General features: G+C 37.6%; 18 protein-coding genes. 7 read left to right on the top strand and 11 right to left on the bottom strand.

Annotation, left to right across the window (positions count from 1 at the left end; genetic code table 11):
* Window positions 1-7: 7 nt before the first annotated feature.
* From rplI to rpsF, 4 genes are all read right to left on the bottom strand, one after another.
* Window positions 8-454, bottom strand: coding sequence for a 50S ribosomal protein L9 (rplI, locus tag ND811_RS10565; protein ID WP_265352153.1), 447 nt, complete (start codon window positions 452-454; stop codon window positions 8-10).
* Window positions 455-463: 9 nt separating this feature from the next.
* Window positions 464-748, bottom strand: coding sequence for a 30S ribosomal protein S18 (rpsR, locus tag ND811_RS10560; protein ID WP_012389070.1), 285 nt, complete (start codon window positions 746-748; stop codon window positions 464-466).
* A 72-nt stretch (window positions 749-820) separates the two neighbouring features.
* Complete coding sequence (locus ND811_RS10555; protein WP_265352154.1) at window positions 821-1,258, bottom strand: single-stranded DNA-binding protein; 438 nt, start codon at window positions 1,256-1,258, stop codon at window positions 821-823.
* Window positions 1,251-1,526, bottom strand: coding sequence for a 30S ribosomal protein S6 (rpsF, locus tag ND811_RS10550; RefSeq protein ID WP_265352155.1), 276 nt, complete (start codon window positions 1,524-1,526; stop codon window positions 1,251-1,253). Before rpsF ends, ND811_RS10555 begins: the two co-directional genes overlap by 8 nt.
* Window positions 1,527-1,618: 92 nt before the next feature.
* On the opposite strand from rpsF, the gene ND811_RS10545 reads away from it, so the two are divergent.
* On the top strand, window positions 1,619-2,401 hold the full coding sequence (locus ND811_RS10545; RefSeq protein ID WP_265352156.1) for a hypothetical protein: 783 nt from the start codon (window positions 1,619-1,621) through the stop codon (window positions 2,399-2,401).
* Here ND811_RS10545 and ND811_RS10540 read toward each other — a convergent pair.
* The 3 genes from ND811_RS10540 to ND811_RS10530 are packed head-to-tail and all read right to left on the bottom strand — an operon-like array spanning window position 2,356 to window position 6,305.
* Window positions 2,356-3,498, bottom strand: a complete 1,143-nt coding sequence (locus ND811_RS10540; protein ID WP_265352157.1) for a CapA family protein — start codon at window positions 3,496-3,498, stop codon at window positions 2,356-2,358. The two genes, ND811_RS10545 and ND811_RS10540, sit on opposite strands and share 46 nt — an antisense overlap.
* Before the next feature lie 21 nt (window positions 3,499-3,519).
* Complete coding sequence (locus ND811_RS10535) at window positions 3,520-4,308, bottom strand: hypothetical protein (RefSeq protein WP_265352158.1); 789 nt, start codon at window positions 4,306-4,308, stop codon at window positions 3,520-3,522.
* Window positions 4,305-6,305 (bottom strand): tetratricopeptide repeat protein, encoded by a 2,001-nt coding sequence (locus tag ND811_RS10530; protein WP_265352159.1) that lies wholly within the window; start codon window positions 6,303-6,305, stop codon window positions 4,305-4,307. The genes ND811_RS10535 and ND811_RS10530 overlap by 4 nt, the downstream gene beginning before the upstream one ends.
* Window positions 6,306-6,343: 38 nt before the next feature.
* Here ND811_RS10530 and ND811_RS10525 point away from each other — a divergent pair, with 38 nt between their 5' ends.
* The 6 genes from ND811_RS10525 to ND811_RS10500 are packed head-to-tail and all read left to right on the top strand — an operon-like array spanning window position 6,344 to window position 12,208.
* Entirely contained in the window at window positions 6,344-7,600 is a 1,257-nt protein-coding gene (locus ND811_RS10525) for a hypothetical protein (RefSeq protein WP_265352160.1), read from the top strand.
* Window positions 7,578-8,708: a cysteine desulfurase family protein gene (locus tag ND811_RS10520; RefSeq protein WP_265352161.1), complete on the top strand. Its 1,131-nt coding sequence runs from the start codon at window positions 7,578-7,580 to the stop codon at window positions 8,706-8,708. The genes ND811_RS10525 and ND811_RS10520 overlap by 23 nt, the downstream gene beginning before the upstream one ends.
* A 10-nt stretch (window positions 8,709-8,718) precedes the next feature.
* Window positions 8,719-10,062, top strand: coding sequence for a CHAT domain-containing protein (locus ND811_RS10515; protein WP_265352162.1), 1,344 nt, complete (start codon window positions 8,719-8,721; stop codon window positions 10,060-10,062).
* Window positions 10,059-11,087, top strand: coding sequence for a hypothetical protein (locus tag ND811_RS10510; protein WP_265352163.1), 1,029 nt, complete (start codon window positions 10,059-10,061; stop codon window positions 11,085-11,087). Before ND811_RS10515 ends, ND811_RS10510 begins: the two co-directional genes overlap by 4 nt.
* Complete coding sequence (locus tag ND811_RS10505; protein ID WP_265352164.1) at window positions 11,084-11,653, top strand: RNA polymerase sigma factor; 570 nt, start codon at window positions 11,084-11,086, stop codon at window positions 11,651-11,653. Before ND811_RS10510 ends, ND811_RS10505 begins: the two co-directional genes overlap by 4 nt.
* Before the next feature lie 18 nt (window positions 11,654-11,671).
* Window positions 11,672-12,208: a hypothetical protein gene (locus ND811_RS10500; protein ID WP_265352165.1), complete on the top strand. Its 537-nt coding sequence runs from the start codon at window positions 11,672-11,674 to the stop codon at window positions 12,206-12,208.
* 135 nt (window positions 12,209-12,343) lie between these two features.
* Here the strand turns inward: ND811_RS10500 and ychF are convergent, their stop codons facing one another.
* From ychF to ND811_RS10480, 4 genes are read right to left on the bottom strand one after another with little or no spacing between them, the layout of a single operon-like run.
* Complete coding sequence (ychF, locus tag ND811_RS10495) at window positions 12,344-13,441, bottom strand: redox-regulated ATPase YchF (protein ID WP_265352166.1); 1,098 nt, start codon at window positions 13,439-13,441, stop codon at window positions 12,344-12,346.
* A gap of 48 nt (window positions 13,442-13,489) precedes the next feature.
* Window positions 13,490-13,981 carry a hypothetical protein gene (locus ND811_RS10490; RefSeq protein ID WP_265352167.1) on the bottom strand — a complete coding sequence of 164 codons (492 nt, stop codon included), beginning with the start codon at window positions 13,979-13,981 and terminating at the stop codon, window positions 13,490-13,492.
* 11 nt (window positions 13,982-13,992) lie between these two features.
* Entirely contained in the window at window positions 13,993-14,682 is a 690-nt protein-coding gene (locus ND811_RS10485) for an RluA family pseudouridine synthase (RefSeq protein ID WP_265352168.1), read from the bottom strand.
* Window positions 14,666-15,541 carry a DUF2797 domain-containing protein gene (locus ND811_RS10480; RefSeq protein ID WP_265352169.1) on the bottom strand — a complete coding sequence of 292 codons (876 nt, stop codon included), beginning with the start codon at window positions 15,539-15,541 and terminating at the stop codon, window positions 14,666-14,668. The genes ND811_RS10485 and ND811_RS10480 overlap by 17 nt, the downstream gene beginning before the upstream one ends.

Raw genomic sequence — 15,541 nt, 5'->3', positions numbered from 1 at the left:
TTTAAGACTATGCTTGGCCGACGACTTTAACTACGATTTGAGGCACAACACCTTCAGCCAAACGAACTTTGATTTTAAATTCGCCTAAAGACTTAATAGGCTCACCTAACTCTAGTTTACGTTTGTCGAGTTCCACTCCAGTGTTTTTGATTGCAAGTGCAATGTCATTCGCTGTAACAGAACCAAAAAGTTTGTCGTTTTCGCCAACTTTCACCTTCACTTCGTAAGTTTTACCATCGATTGAAGAAGAAAGTTCTTTCATCACTTTTACACGTTTATCACGTTTCAGTTCAGCAAGTCTCTTTTGGTGGAGAGCCGCTTTTGTGTTTCCATCGTTTGCTCGAACTGCAAATCTTCTTGGAATGAGGAAGTTACGTGCATAACCGTCAGCAACTTCTTTCACATCACCAGCATCACCAAGATTTAATACGTCTTTTTGTAATACAACTTTCATCCGATTCTCCTACAGAACTTTAAACGGTAGTAAACCGATAGATCTGGATTTTCTGATTTCACGAGCAAGGGCTCTTTGGTGTTTGCCGCAAGTTCCAGTGATCCTTCTTGGAATGATTTTACCACGGTTGGTCACAAATCTTTCTAGAATATCGACTCGTTTGTAATCAAGTCCTGCAAGTAAGGCTTTGTCAGCACAGAACTTACATACTTTCTTTTTGTATTTTGCATTTTTACGACCGAATTTGCCTTCTCCGTCTTTACCACGGAAACCGCCTTTTTCGTCGTCTTCCATCCCGTCCATACTCTCGCGGGAATCTATTCTTGTATCATCAATATTTGCTGTTTCGCTCATTGTCATAACCTATCAAAAAGGAATGTCGTCATCGCCGGCTGGATAATCATCATAACCACTACTTATGCCGGAATCATAAGAATTGGAACTGTCAGAACGGTCTCCAGATCCCGCACCTTGTCCTTGACCACCTAACAGTTGTGCGGTCTCAACATAAACGCGGATTTTAGAGGCTTTTTTGCCTTCAGGAGTTTCCCAGGACTGTTGTTGGAGTCTACCTTCGATTGCTACTTGTTTACCCTTGCCTGCATATTGTTTTAAAATATCAGCAAGTCGGCCCCATGCAACGCAGTCGAAATAGTGAGTTTCCTCTTTTTTTTCGCCGTTCGTCACATAAACTCTGTTATTTGCAATTGAAAAATTGACAACAGAACTCCCGTTCACCGACTTAAATTCCGGATCACGAGTCATACGACCGATGAGTAGTACTTTGTTTAGATCGTTAGCCATTTGCCCTAATTACGAGGGTTTTTAAGATATTCCCATTGAGTTTAAACTCATGTTCAATCTTTGCTACTTCTGTAGGGGATCCGGAACACTTGATAAGTGTGAAGTGACCTTGTTCGTCTTGTCCAACCGGGTGCCAGAGTCTTTTAGAACCCCAATCCTCTTCGCCTTGGATCGTGAAGTTGTATTTAGAAAGTAAGTCTTTGACTGCAGACTTCGTCTCTTCTACATTTCCTTCACGAAGAATATTCGTGATTTCGTAGTTTCTCATATTTCTCCTATGGGTATACCTACATAGAAACACTTGTAGGTAGAAGAATTTGTTAGTTTCCACTAGGGTTTTGCCAATGGGGCCTTGGGTCAATGGAATTTCTTCTTGGAGTTCCCAAACCCTTCCATTTCTATGGAATTTCAAACGTTTTTATGGGTGAAAAATCAAATTTTCCAGAAGTCTGGGGCCTTGGCCTTGGCTTATTTTTAGCGCTCTATGCTGGGTTTTTAAACCATATCACCCCAAAAGAACCGGCACTCGACAACCACTCCGGATTTGAATCCACCCTACTTGGCCTAGAAATGGCAGAAACCCCAAAACAGGTCCAAGACCTAGTGGGAATCCCTGATACAATTGATTTTTTTCATTTATCCGCAGAGTATAAAAAAGTACATTATTTTGACTTTGGATTTATCTTCTGTTATTTGGCTTTTCTTACCTATACCGGTCATTATGCAGGACGGAAGGTTCGTCCGATCTTTTTAAAGATATTTATGGGTATGATCCTTCTACTCGTGATAGCAGGGTTTGCTGATTTAATTGAAAACATACTAATCCTCAATGTTCTAGATGCAAAAACGCCAGAAGAAATGGTCCCTTCTCTCGAATACTTAAAACCCACGTCACAACTCAAATGGTTTTGTTTATTTGGTTATGTTGCCATAGTGTCCGTTTATTTTTGGTTATACGAAAAAGGTTGGATTTTACGAACAGCTTCGATTCTGTTTTTTACTGGTTTTTTTCTGCAATTGTTTTCGATATATAAAACCAATTTGTTAGAACTTAGTTTCCCTTTTTTTGCTGTGGGACTTACCTGCAGTTGGTTTCACTACGGTTTTAGTTTGGCTTTCAGTTCCTTATCAAAAAAAACATAACCCCTTCCCCCGGAGATCACAAGATCTGTTCCAAGTTGTTTACAAAGGATTGCATATTCTTTTAAAAAAACTTCCGCATCTTTCGGTCCCATTGGGAAAAAATAATGGTCACCTGGAAGTGATTGGTGTTTTCCAAAAACAGGGACCACTTCCACAAACAAAAGTTTGTCGCCGTCAAAATGTAAAACTACCGATATATTATGTTTTAAATATTGGTTTTTAGATCCAAAAAAAAAGTTTCCGAGTGAATAAATCACAACACCTTTCGGAAATACTTCAATGCCTTGTGGAACATGCGGATGATGTCCGATGATGACTTGATAACCTGCATTCACCAAATATTTTGCAGCATTTCTTTCTGTTTCCATTGGTAAGGGACTATATTCTACCCCCCAATGCACCGAGAGAAGGTTCACTTGATTAGGTTTGTTTTTTTTGATTAACCTTTCTGCTGTTCCCACACGAAAGTAAGCTGCCCCCGGAGATTTGATTCCCGAAAATAACCGAGTTTCTCCTGTGTCAGAAAATGAAAAAATCCGATATTCTGTATTTTGTTTGGAAACAGAAATGGGCACCAAAGCTTCGTCGGTATTTTTACCAGCTCCTGTGTGAAGAATTCCAAACTCATCTAACAATTCTAAGGTATCGTAAAGTCCATTTTCCCCAAAGTCCATTGTGTGATTATTACCAAGAAAAACCCCATCAATCCCTAACATACGCAAAACCGTTAAGTCCCTTCTTTCACCGAAAAATACATATGATTTTCTTTGGTCTGCAGTGGGAGTTTTATGTAGGATAGGAGTTTCTAAATTAATGAACCTAAAATCAAAGTTTGTTAAATAACTAGAAAAACTACGAAAAGGGAAATAAGGATCTTCGGTGCGCATAGAATCACGAACACCCCAATTGAACATTACATCCCCACCAAACCATAGTTTAGTGGATTTTTTATATTGAATCGTTTCCCCTGTCTCTGTTTTGAAGTGATATAAATCCTGAACGGGTAAATCAAGTTTTGATTCAACCGACTCTGGAAGGTCCGCAGAAAATAAGGGAAAAATAACAATAATTGATAAACAAATTCGAAAAAGATTCATTTAAAGACTAAATTTTGACACCTAAAACCGAAACGTATTTGCCTGAGGCTCCGTCATTTGTGATTTTTTAAGTTTAATTAGGATTAGAACATTTTCCTTTTCTGTATCCAAACTAATGACCTTGGTTGTAATTTCTTTTGGAGGATGAATTTGTTCTGGTTTGGTTTTTACAATTGCAATGGCTTTTAACCCGCGCTTGGTGCTAGAAAGCTCTAAACGATCCAAATTCCCTTCTTTAAAAAAATACTCATATTCACCATCTGATTTTGATAGAATAATACGAGAGTCTTTTGTATTGAATTTTGCTTTTGGGTTTTGGATTTCGGTAATGTAAGTTCCTGTAAGGTATTCATAAATTACAGGAAATGGGACTGCAAACTTTTTACCAGTATTAGGATCCTGGATGAAAATATCACCCATTGGCAAGGTTTGGATTTCTTTTGTGCTAGTGGGTTTGATTTGAATTTGATTTGGATCTGCAATGAGTTCCGTAAAAATCATACCAAAAAAACTATCCATTAATTGGATTTTCACTTGTTTCGTGTCTTTCGAAAAAAACACTTTTCCATCTAAATAGACATTGTCTTTTTTAGGAACAAACGTTTGGATTTGCATACTAAAATCAGATTTGAATCCAGAAAAATCAGTTTGTTTCTCCAAAATTTCTTTGAGTAGAGTTTTGGATTCCTTTTCTTTTGCGGAAATATATTTTTCTTTGTCTCGGCCAATAAAACTTGGATCTTCCACTTCTGCCGACTGACAAGAAAAGATAAAAAATAAAACACTAATAAGGATGATATTTCCTTTCATTCTGAAATTTCCTTTTGGACTTTTTTAATTTTTGCTATTAAGTCTTTATTTGGTTCTGATTTTATTTTTGATTCAGATAATTTAAAAAATTGCAAAGCATTCACTGGATCTTTTTTGGCCAAATACACATCCCCTAAATGTTCATAGATCACAGGATCTTCAAATCCCCTTTCTAAAGCTAAAGAAGTGGCAAAGTTTAAATGGAGTAAGGCTCGATTGTAGTCTTTTTTTCTATACATTACCCAACCCAAACTGTCTTGGTAAGCAGGGTTATCCGGCTCTAAAGACACTGCTTGGTTTAGTAGTTGGTTTGCTTCTTCTGGATTGATGTCATTTTCTGCATACAAATATCCCAAATAATTCATCGCATTGGATGCATTAGGATTCAGAGTTATTGTGGTTTTTAGATCAGACTCTGTATCACCAAATTGTTTTAATTTATCAAAAGCTGTCGCGCGGTAAAAATAGTAATTATAATTTTTAGGGTCTAGTTTGATTGCTTCTGAAAAATCTTTAACACTTTCTTTGTATTTTGAAAGTTGGTAATAAGCAAGTCCCCTCAGATAATAATGAGTAGGTGTTGGATTTTCTTTTAAAGTTTCAGATAATACCGAAACTGAAAGAGATTCTTTTTTTAAATTCCCTTGGAGATATAAATAGGCCAAACGAAAACGCAGACGAAATTTTTTTTCCGTTTCCTTTGTGAGACGAATTGCCTCTTTTGTCGAGATCACTGCATGGTTCCATTGTCCTAACATTTCTTGGCAGGAAGATATCTTTTCAAAAAATAAAGACTTTTCCTCGTCCGAATTTCCTTTTGCAATCACCTCCGATAATCCCTTACGTAGAATTTTTTCGGCCGCATAGTATTGCCTATATTCATAAGCATACTGAGCTGTTTCCGCATTGAGCGTTTGGTAATCTGAAAATTTTTCTTTTTCTGCAAGTTCTAATAGTGCGATACGAGGAGAAAGTCTTCCTGGATTTTCTTGTATATAGGTTTTTAGTTTGGTTTCTAAGCCATCTGTAGAGCCAGAAATTAACTTATCAAGGAAAAAGATAATCCCATCTTTAGGAATTTTTTTCTCTTTTCGTAGCATTGCAAAATAAATAGGAGCAGTTTGGCGAGAATCCATAAAATAAATTTCGGCAAGCATATGCGATGCATCAATGTCACGTGGATTTTTTTCACGAATTTGTTCCAAATACATTCGACAATTTTTAAAATCACCTAACACGAAATAAATTTGCGCCAACCGAAACAATACTTCCATATCATTTTTATATGCGTTCGTATATTCGGTATACCGTTTGATGGAAATTTTTGGATAATCCAACTTATAATTGAGCTCACCAAGGGCTTTGGCCGTAAGATATTTGTATTTGGAATGTGTATCTCTTCTCTCAATCACAAAAGAAAGAGCCGTATAATATAGAATAGACCTATTCCAATTTTTCCTTTCGAAATTGATATTACCAAGTAGATATAAAAAGTCAGGATCATTGGGGAAGAGATGAAGAGAAGATTCTAAGACCTCAGAAGCCTTTGCCAACTCTCCCTGGCGGATCCGAATCCTTGTTTGTAAAAGAACCAAATCTTTGGTAATGTCAGGAGATTTACCCGTTGCCAGTTCCGACCATTCCCAAGCCTGATCCAAATTTCCCAGTTCTAAGTAGTTTAAACTTTGGGTTTCTGCACTCAAAGCACTTGGCTCTTTTCCCATTTCTTTTAGGCATTGGTGGTAAGAATCCAAAAACCCCACAGAACGCTCAAAAGAGAGTTTGGACTCCTCAGCTTTTCGCCTTTGGGCCAATTGAAATCCGTCGACTTGCTCCCGAAACGCACGAGAAAGGAAATAATCAGCAGGAACACCGGGTTCTAACAAAGAACAAACTTTCGATCGTGTCCCAGGCTCTACTGCAAAGAGAGAAAGCGAAAGAAAACAAAAGAAAACAAAGAGGAAGGGACGGTTTGGAGTTTTAATTGCTTGAAACATCAGTAGATTCCGGCAAAGATCGGGAACAGGGACAATCCTTGAACCAAATCTTCCGAGAAAATTTAAAATACATCCTGGCTGTTCTCATCGTATGGGCAATCACTTTCCCGTGGATTCTGAGAAACAAGGACACAATCCTTGCCAAATTCACCCTCGCCTACAATTCGTTTTTTGGTTATCCCAATCCCCGGATTGCGCACCAACTCATAGCCAAAGGGGATGCGATCCTCGAAGGGCGAAAAGACGGTGGAACCGATTTCCTTCAAACCATAAACCAATTCTTTAGTTCCGAGGAGAATACCAAAGGTACGATCCTTCCTTTAGATTTAGCTCTAATGGAAAAATCATGTTTGTACTTTCGCAGTAAGGAACATGTAGAGGATCATTTTTTAGAACTGACTTGGCGAGAAAAAGCCAAAGAATGGGGATCCCCTCTTTTTTTACGTATGGCTCCCCAAGGGGAACTCACTCTCGGCCCAAACCCAAAAGACTATTGGAATTCGCATATTGAAGCCGTTTTGACAGCTCTTGACTACTACAAACGTGCGTTACGTTTCTCTGGTCCAGAACTTATCGCTCCCAAAAAAATTGAATCTGTTGCTTGGGCAAGTTGTAGGCCCAGTGAAATCCTACTCGGTTACAAAACCCATATGTTGGAAACAGAAAACTTTGTTCTTAAAAAACTAACAGAATTAGAAAAATTACCGAGTGGCCTTAGTGCCGTTCAAAAACGCAGTGTAGTTTTATCATCCATCAAACGAAGCGACTTTTCAGAGGTCTCCGCAAACGACTATCAGGAATCACTTCTTAGACAAATTTTACTCACGGGGATGAAGAACTTTTCTCCCAGGGAAATGGATGATATTTATGAAAGGATTCTTTATTTTGTGGGAGCTGATGAAAGAGAGTATCTAAAGTTCAAATTCAGAAGAGGAGAATTGTTTTTCCAGTTAGGACAGGAAGAAGATACTTATTACAAACGAGCGGCCACTGAATTTAAGGAAGCCTCCAACATCCAACTGGCATCTGAAATCGAAGATATTAATTTACCGGCACTTCTTGTTCATGAATTTGAATCGAAAATGAAAGAAGCTGAATCTTATTACAAACTTAGAGAAAACTCCCAAAGTTTAAAGATCATAGATTCCTTAAAACCAAAGTTACGTAACGTCGATGAACGTAGCGTAGGTGGAAAAAAAGACGATATTTTAAAATCTTATCATAATTTAACTAGATCCGTCCTTCGCAAACTGGGTCGCTACGAAGAAGCAGATGAAATCCCCTTTAACGAATGATATAAAGTATTTTGATTATAATGCCACACACCCTCCTTTTGCAGAAATTTTGGAAACTTGTTTGGCAGACTATCTATCTGGATATTATAATCCTTCTGGTATCACTCGGTTTTCCTTAAAAAACCAAGGAAAAATCGAACAAACAAGAAAGTATTTTGCAAATCTAACCCAAGGACAAGAAAAACAATTTGTTTTTTCTGCCACAGGAACAGAAGCCAACTACTTACTTATCCAAAGTTTACGTGTTCTATTTCCAAACTTAGATTCTGTGATAGTTTCTCCCTTGGAACATTCCAGTATGTATGCCGCGTTGGAATCCTACGGTTTTTCGGCAGAGCTCATCCAAACGGATTTATCGGGAGTAATCAACCTATTCGATTTAGAAAAGAAACTAAAGGAAAACCCAAGACCCGTAGTTTGCATTTATGCAGGTAATGAAACTGGAGTGATTCAACCAGCAGAAGCCATTTCAAAACTAACCAAAAAATACGACCAACTCTATTATAGTGATTTAATGCAAGGTTTCTGTAAAACAGATGTTCCCTTTTCCATTTTCGACGGATATACATTTTCGGGTCACAAAATCGGCGGAGGAATGGGAGCGGCTCTCACTTATCTTCCCAAACCGAACCCCAACTTCCATCTGTTTGGTGGAGGAAACCAAGAAAACAATCATAGGGCAGGTACAGAAAATACATTTGCCATTGAATGTTTCAAACAAGTTGCAGAAATCCAAATGAGAGATTTGGAAAAAAAGAACAAAAGACTTAGCGAATTTCAATCTCTGATCGAAGAGAAGTTAGAGACTTTAGGCTGTGAAATCATTGCAAAATTATCCAAAAGACTTCCGAACACAACCTTTCTCATTCTACCGATTCAGGCAGTAGACTTTTTTTTACTTGGTATGGAAGAAAAAGGAATTTTAGTATCCACTGGCAGTTCTTGTAAGTCCCGAGCAAGAGAAGCCTCTAAGTCACTCTTGTATATGGGGTATTCGGAAGAAGAAGCTTTAAGATGCATTCGTATCTCTACAGGTTATTTCACAACAGAAGATGATGTAAAAACATTACTTTCTAACATGGAAAATTTAATCCTCAAGTTCCAATAAACAAAGATCAATGAAACTTCGAATCATAGCAAAATTTTCAAGAGACAATTTCACTGATGGAGAATGTATCTGGGAAGAAAAACAAGAGAACTTTGGTAATGTCGAAAGGACAACAAAATTCTCCGGGAAAATTCTCAATGAATTCCTTAAAGATTGGGCGCTTTTCGTAGAAAGAGTTTTATCCCAAAAACCGAACAAAGAAGAGTTCCTGGAAAAACTGGGAAAAAAATCAGATAACCTAGAACAAATAGTATTTGGGAAAGCTCTTCCGTTTTGGCGTAAACCTGGATTTACAAATTCCATTCAACTTTTGATAGATCCTGAATTCTCCCCAATTCCGTGGGAAATCCTTCGGACCCATAAAGGATTTTTATTCCAAGATATAGAATACAGTAGAGGGATCAGAATCGAAACAATTCAAAAAGACCACAAACAAAAAACCAATACAGCAATCCTTATTTGTAATCCAGTAAAACCAAATTTGATTGCAACAGTGAAGGAAGAATGTGCGAATTTATTCCCCATTTTTGAAAAAAAACTGAATCTAAGAATCCTAAAAGAAAATCACTTAACGAGGGTAAGACTGATTGAAGAAATTGGTTCTGCAAAATATCTACATTATGCAGGACATACTGAAAAAAATGGAATCCCCATAGGCGCAAACGACTTTTTATATTCCCAAGAAATTGCAGAGCACTCTTTTACCAACTTAGACCTTGTGTTTTTCAATAGCTGCCACTCTTCTTTTGACTCCATAGATCATTCCGGACTTACAACTGGGTTTTTAAAAGCAGGAGCAAAAGAAGTCATCGGATTTTTATTTCCAGTCGAAACAAACTTAGCAAAAGAAATTGGAATCAAATTTTGGGATACTTATTTAAAAACAAAAAATTCCCGTAAATCTTTAGCAAAAATTAGAAAATCATTATATAATGGTTCTTCAAATGAAATTATCACAGCAATTAGTTTAGTCCATTTTTCAACGAATACGCCTAAACTCAAGTTTAGACAAATACTGGGAGTAATCTTTGTTCTTGTGTTATTATTTTTTTTCATTGTATTCTTAGGCGAAAAGAAAGATAATATCAGGGTAGAGGGCCTAGAGATTTCACCTTTCCAAAGGGTGGAATCAAAAAAGCCGAAAAAAGAAACAAACTTCCCTAAAGACAGTGTTTCTGTTCAAATCTCTCAAATAAAGAATCCAGAATTCCGTAAGATGGTTCAACATTTTTTAAAAACAGATCATGAATTTTTAGATGATTCACAAAAAAGAGAAATAATCGATTCTATCCTATCGAAAGATATCTCAGAAGAAAAAATGTATTACGAATTCAAAACTAGGAGCGGATATTGAAACGATTCAAAAGATCCTTAATTCTGCTTTTGGTTATTTCCTTCCCCTTACTCGCAGAATGGTTTCCCAAATCAAAATCCTTTGATGAAGTGTGGAATGCATTTGATTTGCACCAAAACCTAATAAGCCAGGCCTATGGAATCCAAACAAGAGATCTAATTCGAACAGAAACTGCCCAAGAAGAAGAAGATTTTTTATATTATTGGAAACTTTGCTCTCAAACAGAAATAAAAGATTTAACTGAAATTTTGCGTTATGTTTCTTTTTACGACGCAATGCTTACTGTAAAGTACTGTTCTGAATTCAATAAGGAAGAGTTATTACTACTTGAAAAACAAACCAAAAAAAAGATATTTGATCTCATCGTACTTCCTAAACTTGAAATTTTGGAATCGGAAATCACAAGCCCGGACCTAATTCCACTTGTTGCAGACCTACAGAAGGAATGGGAAAAAACAGTCTACGTATTCTCCAATTTATACAAAGCCCAAGAAGTATTATTGCTGGGAAAGGAGAGAGAATACACCCTCGCAATCAATCGAGTTTTGTATTCCGATATGCCGGAAACGAGAAGAAAAACCTTAATTCTTCGACTTTTGCAAGACATGAAACAACAGAACAAAAGTTCTTACCAATTATTTTATTATTCAAAACAAAACCCCTGGACAGTATCCAGTTTAAAGGAAGAAAATTCAGAATCAAAAAAATTCTATTTATCATTAATCGAAGAATGGCAGTTAGACCCTGAATTTTCACAAGAAAACAAATCGATGTTAAAAGAATTTCAAGTTTGTTTGGAAGAAATTCCAGTGAACCATCAAAAAATTCGCCTGCTTGGTTTTTTTGGTTTTTTTAGTGATTATGGACGTTTTACGACAAAAGACCAAACAGACTTCTCTCAAGCCAATCAAACTCGCGTTCGGTTCATCCGCCAAACTTTATTTCGGTCCCATCATTTCCAAAAAAGACTGGAAAATGTTCTAGCTTCTTGTAAAAATTCCGTACAATCCCTAAAAGATCTATGAGTGAAGACATTCGGAAGTTAATCGACAATTGCCTCCTTGGGAATCGTACAGCTTGGCAAGAGTTGATCCAAAAATTTCATAGACTCATTATTGGTACTTGTGCGCACTATGTTCCTAGAGAAGAGGTCACCGATACCTCACAGCAAGTTTATTTAAAACTCACTGAAAATGACTACCAACTGCTTAGAAAATTTAAGGGAGATAGTCTTCCTGCATTTATTATCTATCTAAGCGAAATTTCTAAAAATATAAGTATGTCTCAGACAAGATCCATTCGTCGGTATGAGTATCGAGAAGGAATTTCTTTGGATATGAGTATCGATATTTTAGATGAAAGACAGAGCCAGGAAGATGTCTTTTTTGCCTTTGAAGAAAAACGAGAGTTTTACGATCTCATCGAGGCTTTGGATGAGATTCATAAAGAAATTCTCATTTTACGGCTGAAGGGATATAAATTCAAAGAAATCGCAGAAATCCTCGATGTTCCCCTAGGAACAGTGCTCGCTCGGGCCAACCGAGCCAAAGAAAAGATAAAAAAAATCCTTACAAAGGAAATAAAGCCTTAGCGGGGGGTAATAGATACTATGGAACCGAAAGATCCAAATGAATTTATGAACCGAATCAAATTAAAAGAAGCTCTCTACCTCATGTCTCAGGGCGAAGAGGCAGACTCACCGACAGTTGACCGGATCTTAAAAACGGTTCTTCCTAAACATAGCCCTACCATACAAATTTGTCTACAATTCGTAAATGACAAACTTAAGTTCATTTCAAGCGAACTTCTGGAAATGAGACTGCTTTCTCCTGAACTTGCTTTCCGTGGCGACGGAAATGCAAGCGGTGGCGCTTTTCGCGTGCATCGTCAGGTCGGCGGAAGGGATTTGGACTTTGTCTTCCAACCGAGTAAAGAAAAAAACCAAGTTTATCTTTCGGTAGAGGCATCCAATTGCGACCGTCTCTCGGCTAAGTTATTTCTGGATGGGGCCCCTGTGGAAACCCTACCCAAACTGGGAACTCAGTCCATGTTTGATTCTCCGATTACCTTAGATTCGAGCCCCGAACTTGCGATTTTCGAATCCGGTAAGGAAATCGGACGATATCATTTTATGTTACAATCGTAATTTTTTTTCGAATGATGCAATAAAATGGAAGTTTGAAGCCATTCATTAATTAGGAAATGTTCCTACTTTTAGGAACCTACTTTCTTTTCCAAACTAGTTCACACTTCAAAATCCCGGCGAAAGTCGGGATTTTTTTTATGCATTCACTCGGAAGTAAATGACATCCCCATCTTGGACAATGTATTCTTTCCCTTCCACGCGGAGTTTGCCCTCATCTTTGACTTTGGTCGCATCTCCGGTTCTATCGATGTCTTCATACCGCATGACTTCCGCGCGGATATAACCCTTCTCAAAATCCGAATGGATGACACTAGCGGCCACAGGTCCTGTGCTTCCTTGACGAGTCGTCCAGGCACGAACCTCTTCCACTCCTGCGGTAAAAAAAGTGATAAGACCAAGGAGTTTATAAGAAGCACGAATCATTCGAGAAAGCCCCGATTCCTTTTCACCAATCTCCTCTAAAAAAGCGATTTGGTCTTCTTTTTCTAATCCAGAAATTTCTTCTTCAAAACGACCACATAATACAACCACTGGGGCAGATTCTTTCGAAGCATAATCAATGATGGTTTTAACCAATGGGTTTTCGGTAGTTTTTACATCGGTATCTAAAATATTTGCGACATATAACACTGGCTTAATGGTAATTAAGTTAAACTTTTTTGCAATTTTAGTTTCTTCTTCACTAAGTTCCACCGTAGATGCCCTGTTTCCTTTTTTTAATGCATCTAGGATTTTATCCATCACTGACAGAATCTCAGCGGCTTCTTTATTTCCTGTTTTAGCAGTTTTTGCAACACGTTGTTGTTGTTTTTCTAAACTATCTAAATCAGCAAGAATCAATTCGTAATTGATAACGGTGATATCTTCGATGGGATCTACTTTTCCATGAACATGCGTTATGTTTTCATCCTGAAAGGCACGTACCACATGACAGATGGCATCCACTTCGCGAATATGAGATAAAAACTGGTTTCCAAGTCCCTCCCCTTGGCTTGCGCCTTTAACAAGGCCGGCAATGTCAACAAACTCGATCATGGTTGGGACCGTTCGCTTTGGTTTGTAGACTTCGGCTAAGCGACTTAACCTTTCATCCGGAACTTCCACCACACCCGTATTGGGCTCTATGGTACAAAACGGATAGTTGGCAGCTTGTGCTCCTGCCTTCGTGAGTGCATTAAAAATAGTCGACTTACCGACGTTCGGGAGACCTACAATTCCACAATTCAAAGCCATAAGGATAGGATTTTAACCGGAGACAGTAAGACAAGAAAAATTGCCTACTTAGTTTTGAAATCCTGTCTCGATATATACAGAAGTTAAATAGAAAACGGATGTAAGGATGAAAACTAAGTAAACGACAAAGTAAATTTTGCCAATGCGTTTCCAAGGGTAACGATCATACAAATGCAGGTGGTCAGAAATATAATCTGGTGTTGGCTCTGGAGGCAATACGTCTTCGCGGCCTGCCTTTCTCCACACCAATTGTTTTTCCTGCGAATTTAATTGAAAAAAAGGGGACAACTGACCTTCCGTAAAAACATCCAAAAGAATACTTGGAATTTCAAAGTATTTAAAGGTGATAATTCCAGAAAAACTTGTAAGAATTGCTAAATAATTAATTACAACAATAAGTGGGCTTGCCGTATAACTAGAGCTAAACAATAAATATAGATAAATGGTAAGAAAAGAGATGGATACATACTTTGCGAGCCGAGAAAAAATTTTATATTGTTTTTGTTCTTTGATAAAACTGTGAAATATTTCATTTTTCATTTTGTCTGATTTTATACGGAGAGTATTTTTCCAACTCGATCTGAAAATTCAGAAGGGATCTCCGTTTCCACCCACTGTTTTTTTCCCTGAAAGTCGGTAAAGCACAATCGAAAGGAATGCAAATACATCCGTTGTTCCTTTGATGCAGATTCAGACTCGGAGTATACAGGATCACCAAGAACAGCAAAACCTAACTCACGAAGCATAACGCGGATTTGGTGGCGCCTTCCTGTGAGTATTTTTGCCATTCCAAACGAAAGTTTTTTTTCTGGAAAAGTGGAGAGGATTTGAAATTCGGTAATGGCTTTTTTGCCCCCACTCCTTACGATTTTGACTTCCTTTTTTCCATCCCGAATAAAACATTCAAAACGTTTTTCTTTCCAATCGGGAATGCCAAGACATAAAAAAATATATTCCTTCTCTGCTTCTTTTAATAGAGAATCTATTTCTTTGTTTTTATCTTGAGTTTTTCCAAGAATTACGATTCCACTGGTTCCCAAATCCAATCGGTTTACAGTCCGTAAATCCGGTATATGTAAGTAACTAGCAAGTAACCTAGTAAAATCTTTCCGATTGGGATCTTTGGTTTCGTGTACAGGGAGACCGGCCGGTTTGTTTGCGAGTAAAAATTCGTCGCATTCAAAGAGGATGTTTGTGGTATAACCACCTTTGAGTCGAATCTGCCTAAGTGGAGACTTCAATCCAAAGACCACTGAGACTACGAATATTGATTACACCTGACCGAAATAATAGATACTGCCCCTTAATTCCGACAAGGGTATCTGTGATGGGAGTTTCTTTTGTAAGTTTCAGTGATTTTATTTTTTCTGGATAGGATTCTATCGGATATTCTATTTTTGTGACTCCGATTTTTAAGTCCAAACGATTCCAAACCAATTTGGTTTTACTATCTTGCGGGGTAAAAAAATCATTCTTTTCTAAATGATTTAGAAATTTATTTGCCTCGCGTACCAAATCTATGTCAGGCGGATCACCTGCGACCATTTTTTGCCAAGTGGTTTTATCTGGCAAAAACTGACTTAAAAAATGCTCTAGTATTCCCGCATCTCTTCTTGACTCCACTTCCAAAATCGGAATCCCATACTTTGCCCCTTGGTCCACCCAACGGTTGGAGACAGGATTTTCTTTTGTGATTCCAACTTTTAAGCCACTGGAATTTGCAAAATATACTGTATGTTTTTTAAAACAATTGGTTTTTCCCCATTCGGGTTCCCGACAAGTGCCTTTATGAAAATGACAAGATTCCGGTCTTAAGATACAAAGATCGTTTTCTGCTAAGGTAGTAAAACAAGTAAAACAATAACCTTGACTAAATGACTTCTTTGTTTTTTTTCCGCAGTGCAAACAGCGAATTTCATCATTTGTGGAGAGAGTGATTTTTTTTCCAATCCAAGATTCTACCGGGTTTTCAGAAGTGGATTCTATGGGGGTTAAATCTTTTTTGTCCACCTCACTGTAGTTTGCTGTCTCCCAAAAATAAGAAACAGGCGAAATCCCTTTGTGCGACATTTTTCTTACAAAACCTTGGATGGTAGACAT

Source organism: Leptospira soteropolitanensis (genome assembly GCF_026151655.1).
Classification (GTDB): domain Bacteria; phylum Spirochaetota; class Leptospiria; order Leptospirales; family Leptospiraceae; genus Leptospira_A; species Leptospira_A soteropolitanensis.
This window is presented reverse-complemented; position numbering and strand designations above follow the sequence as displayed.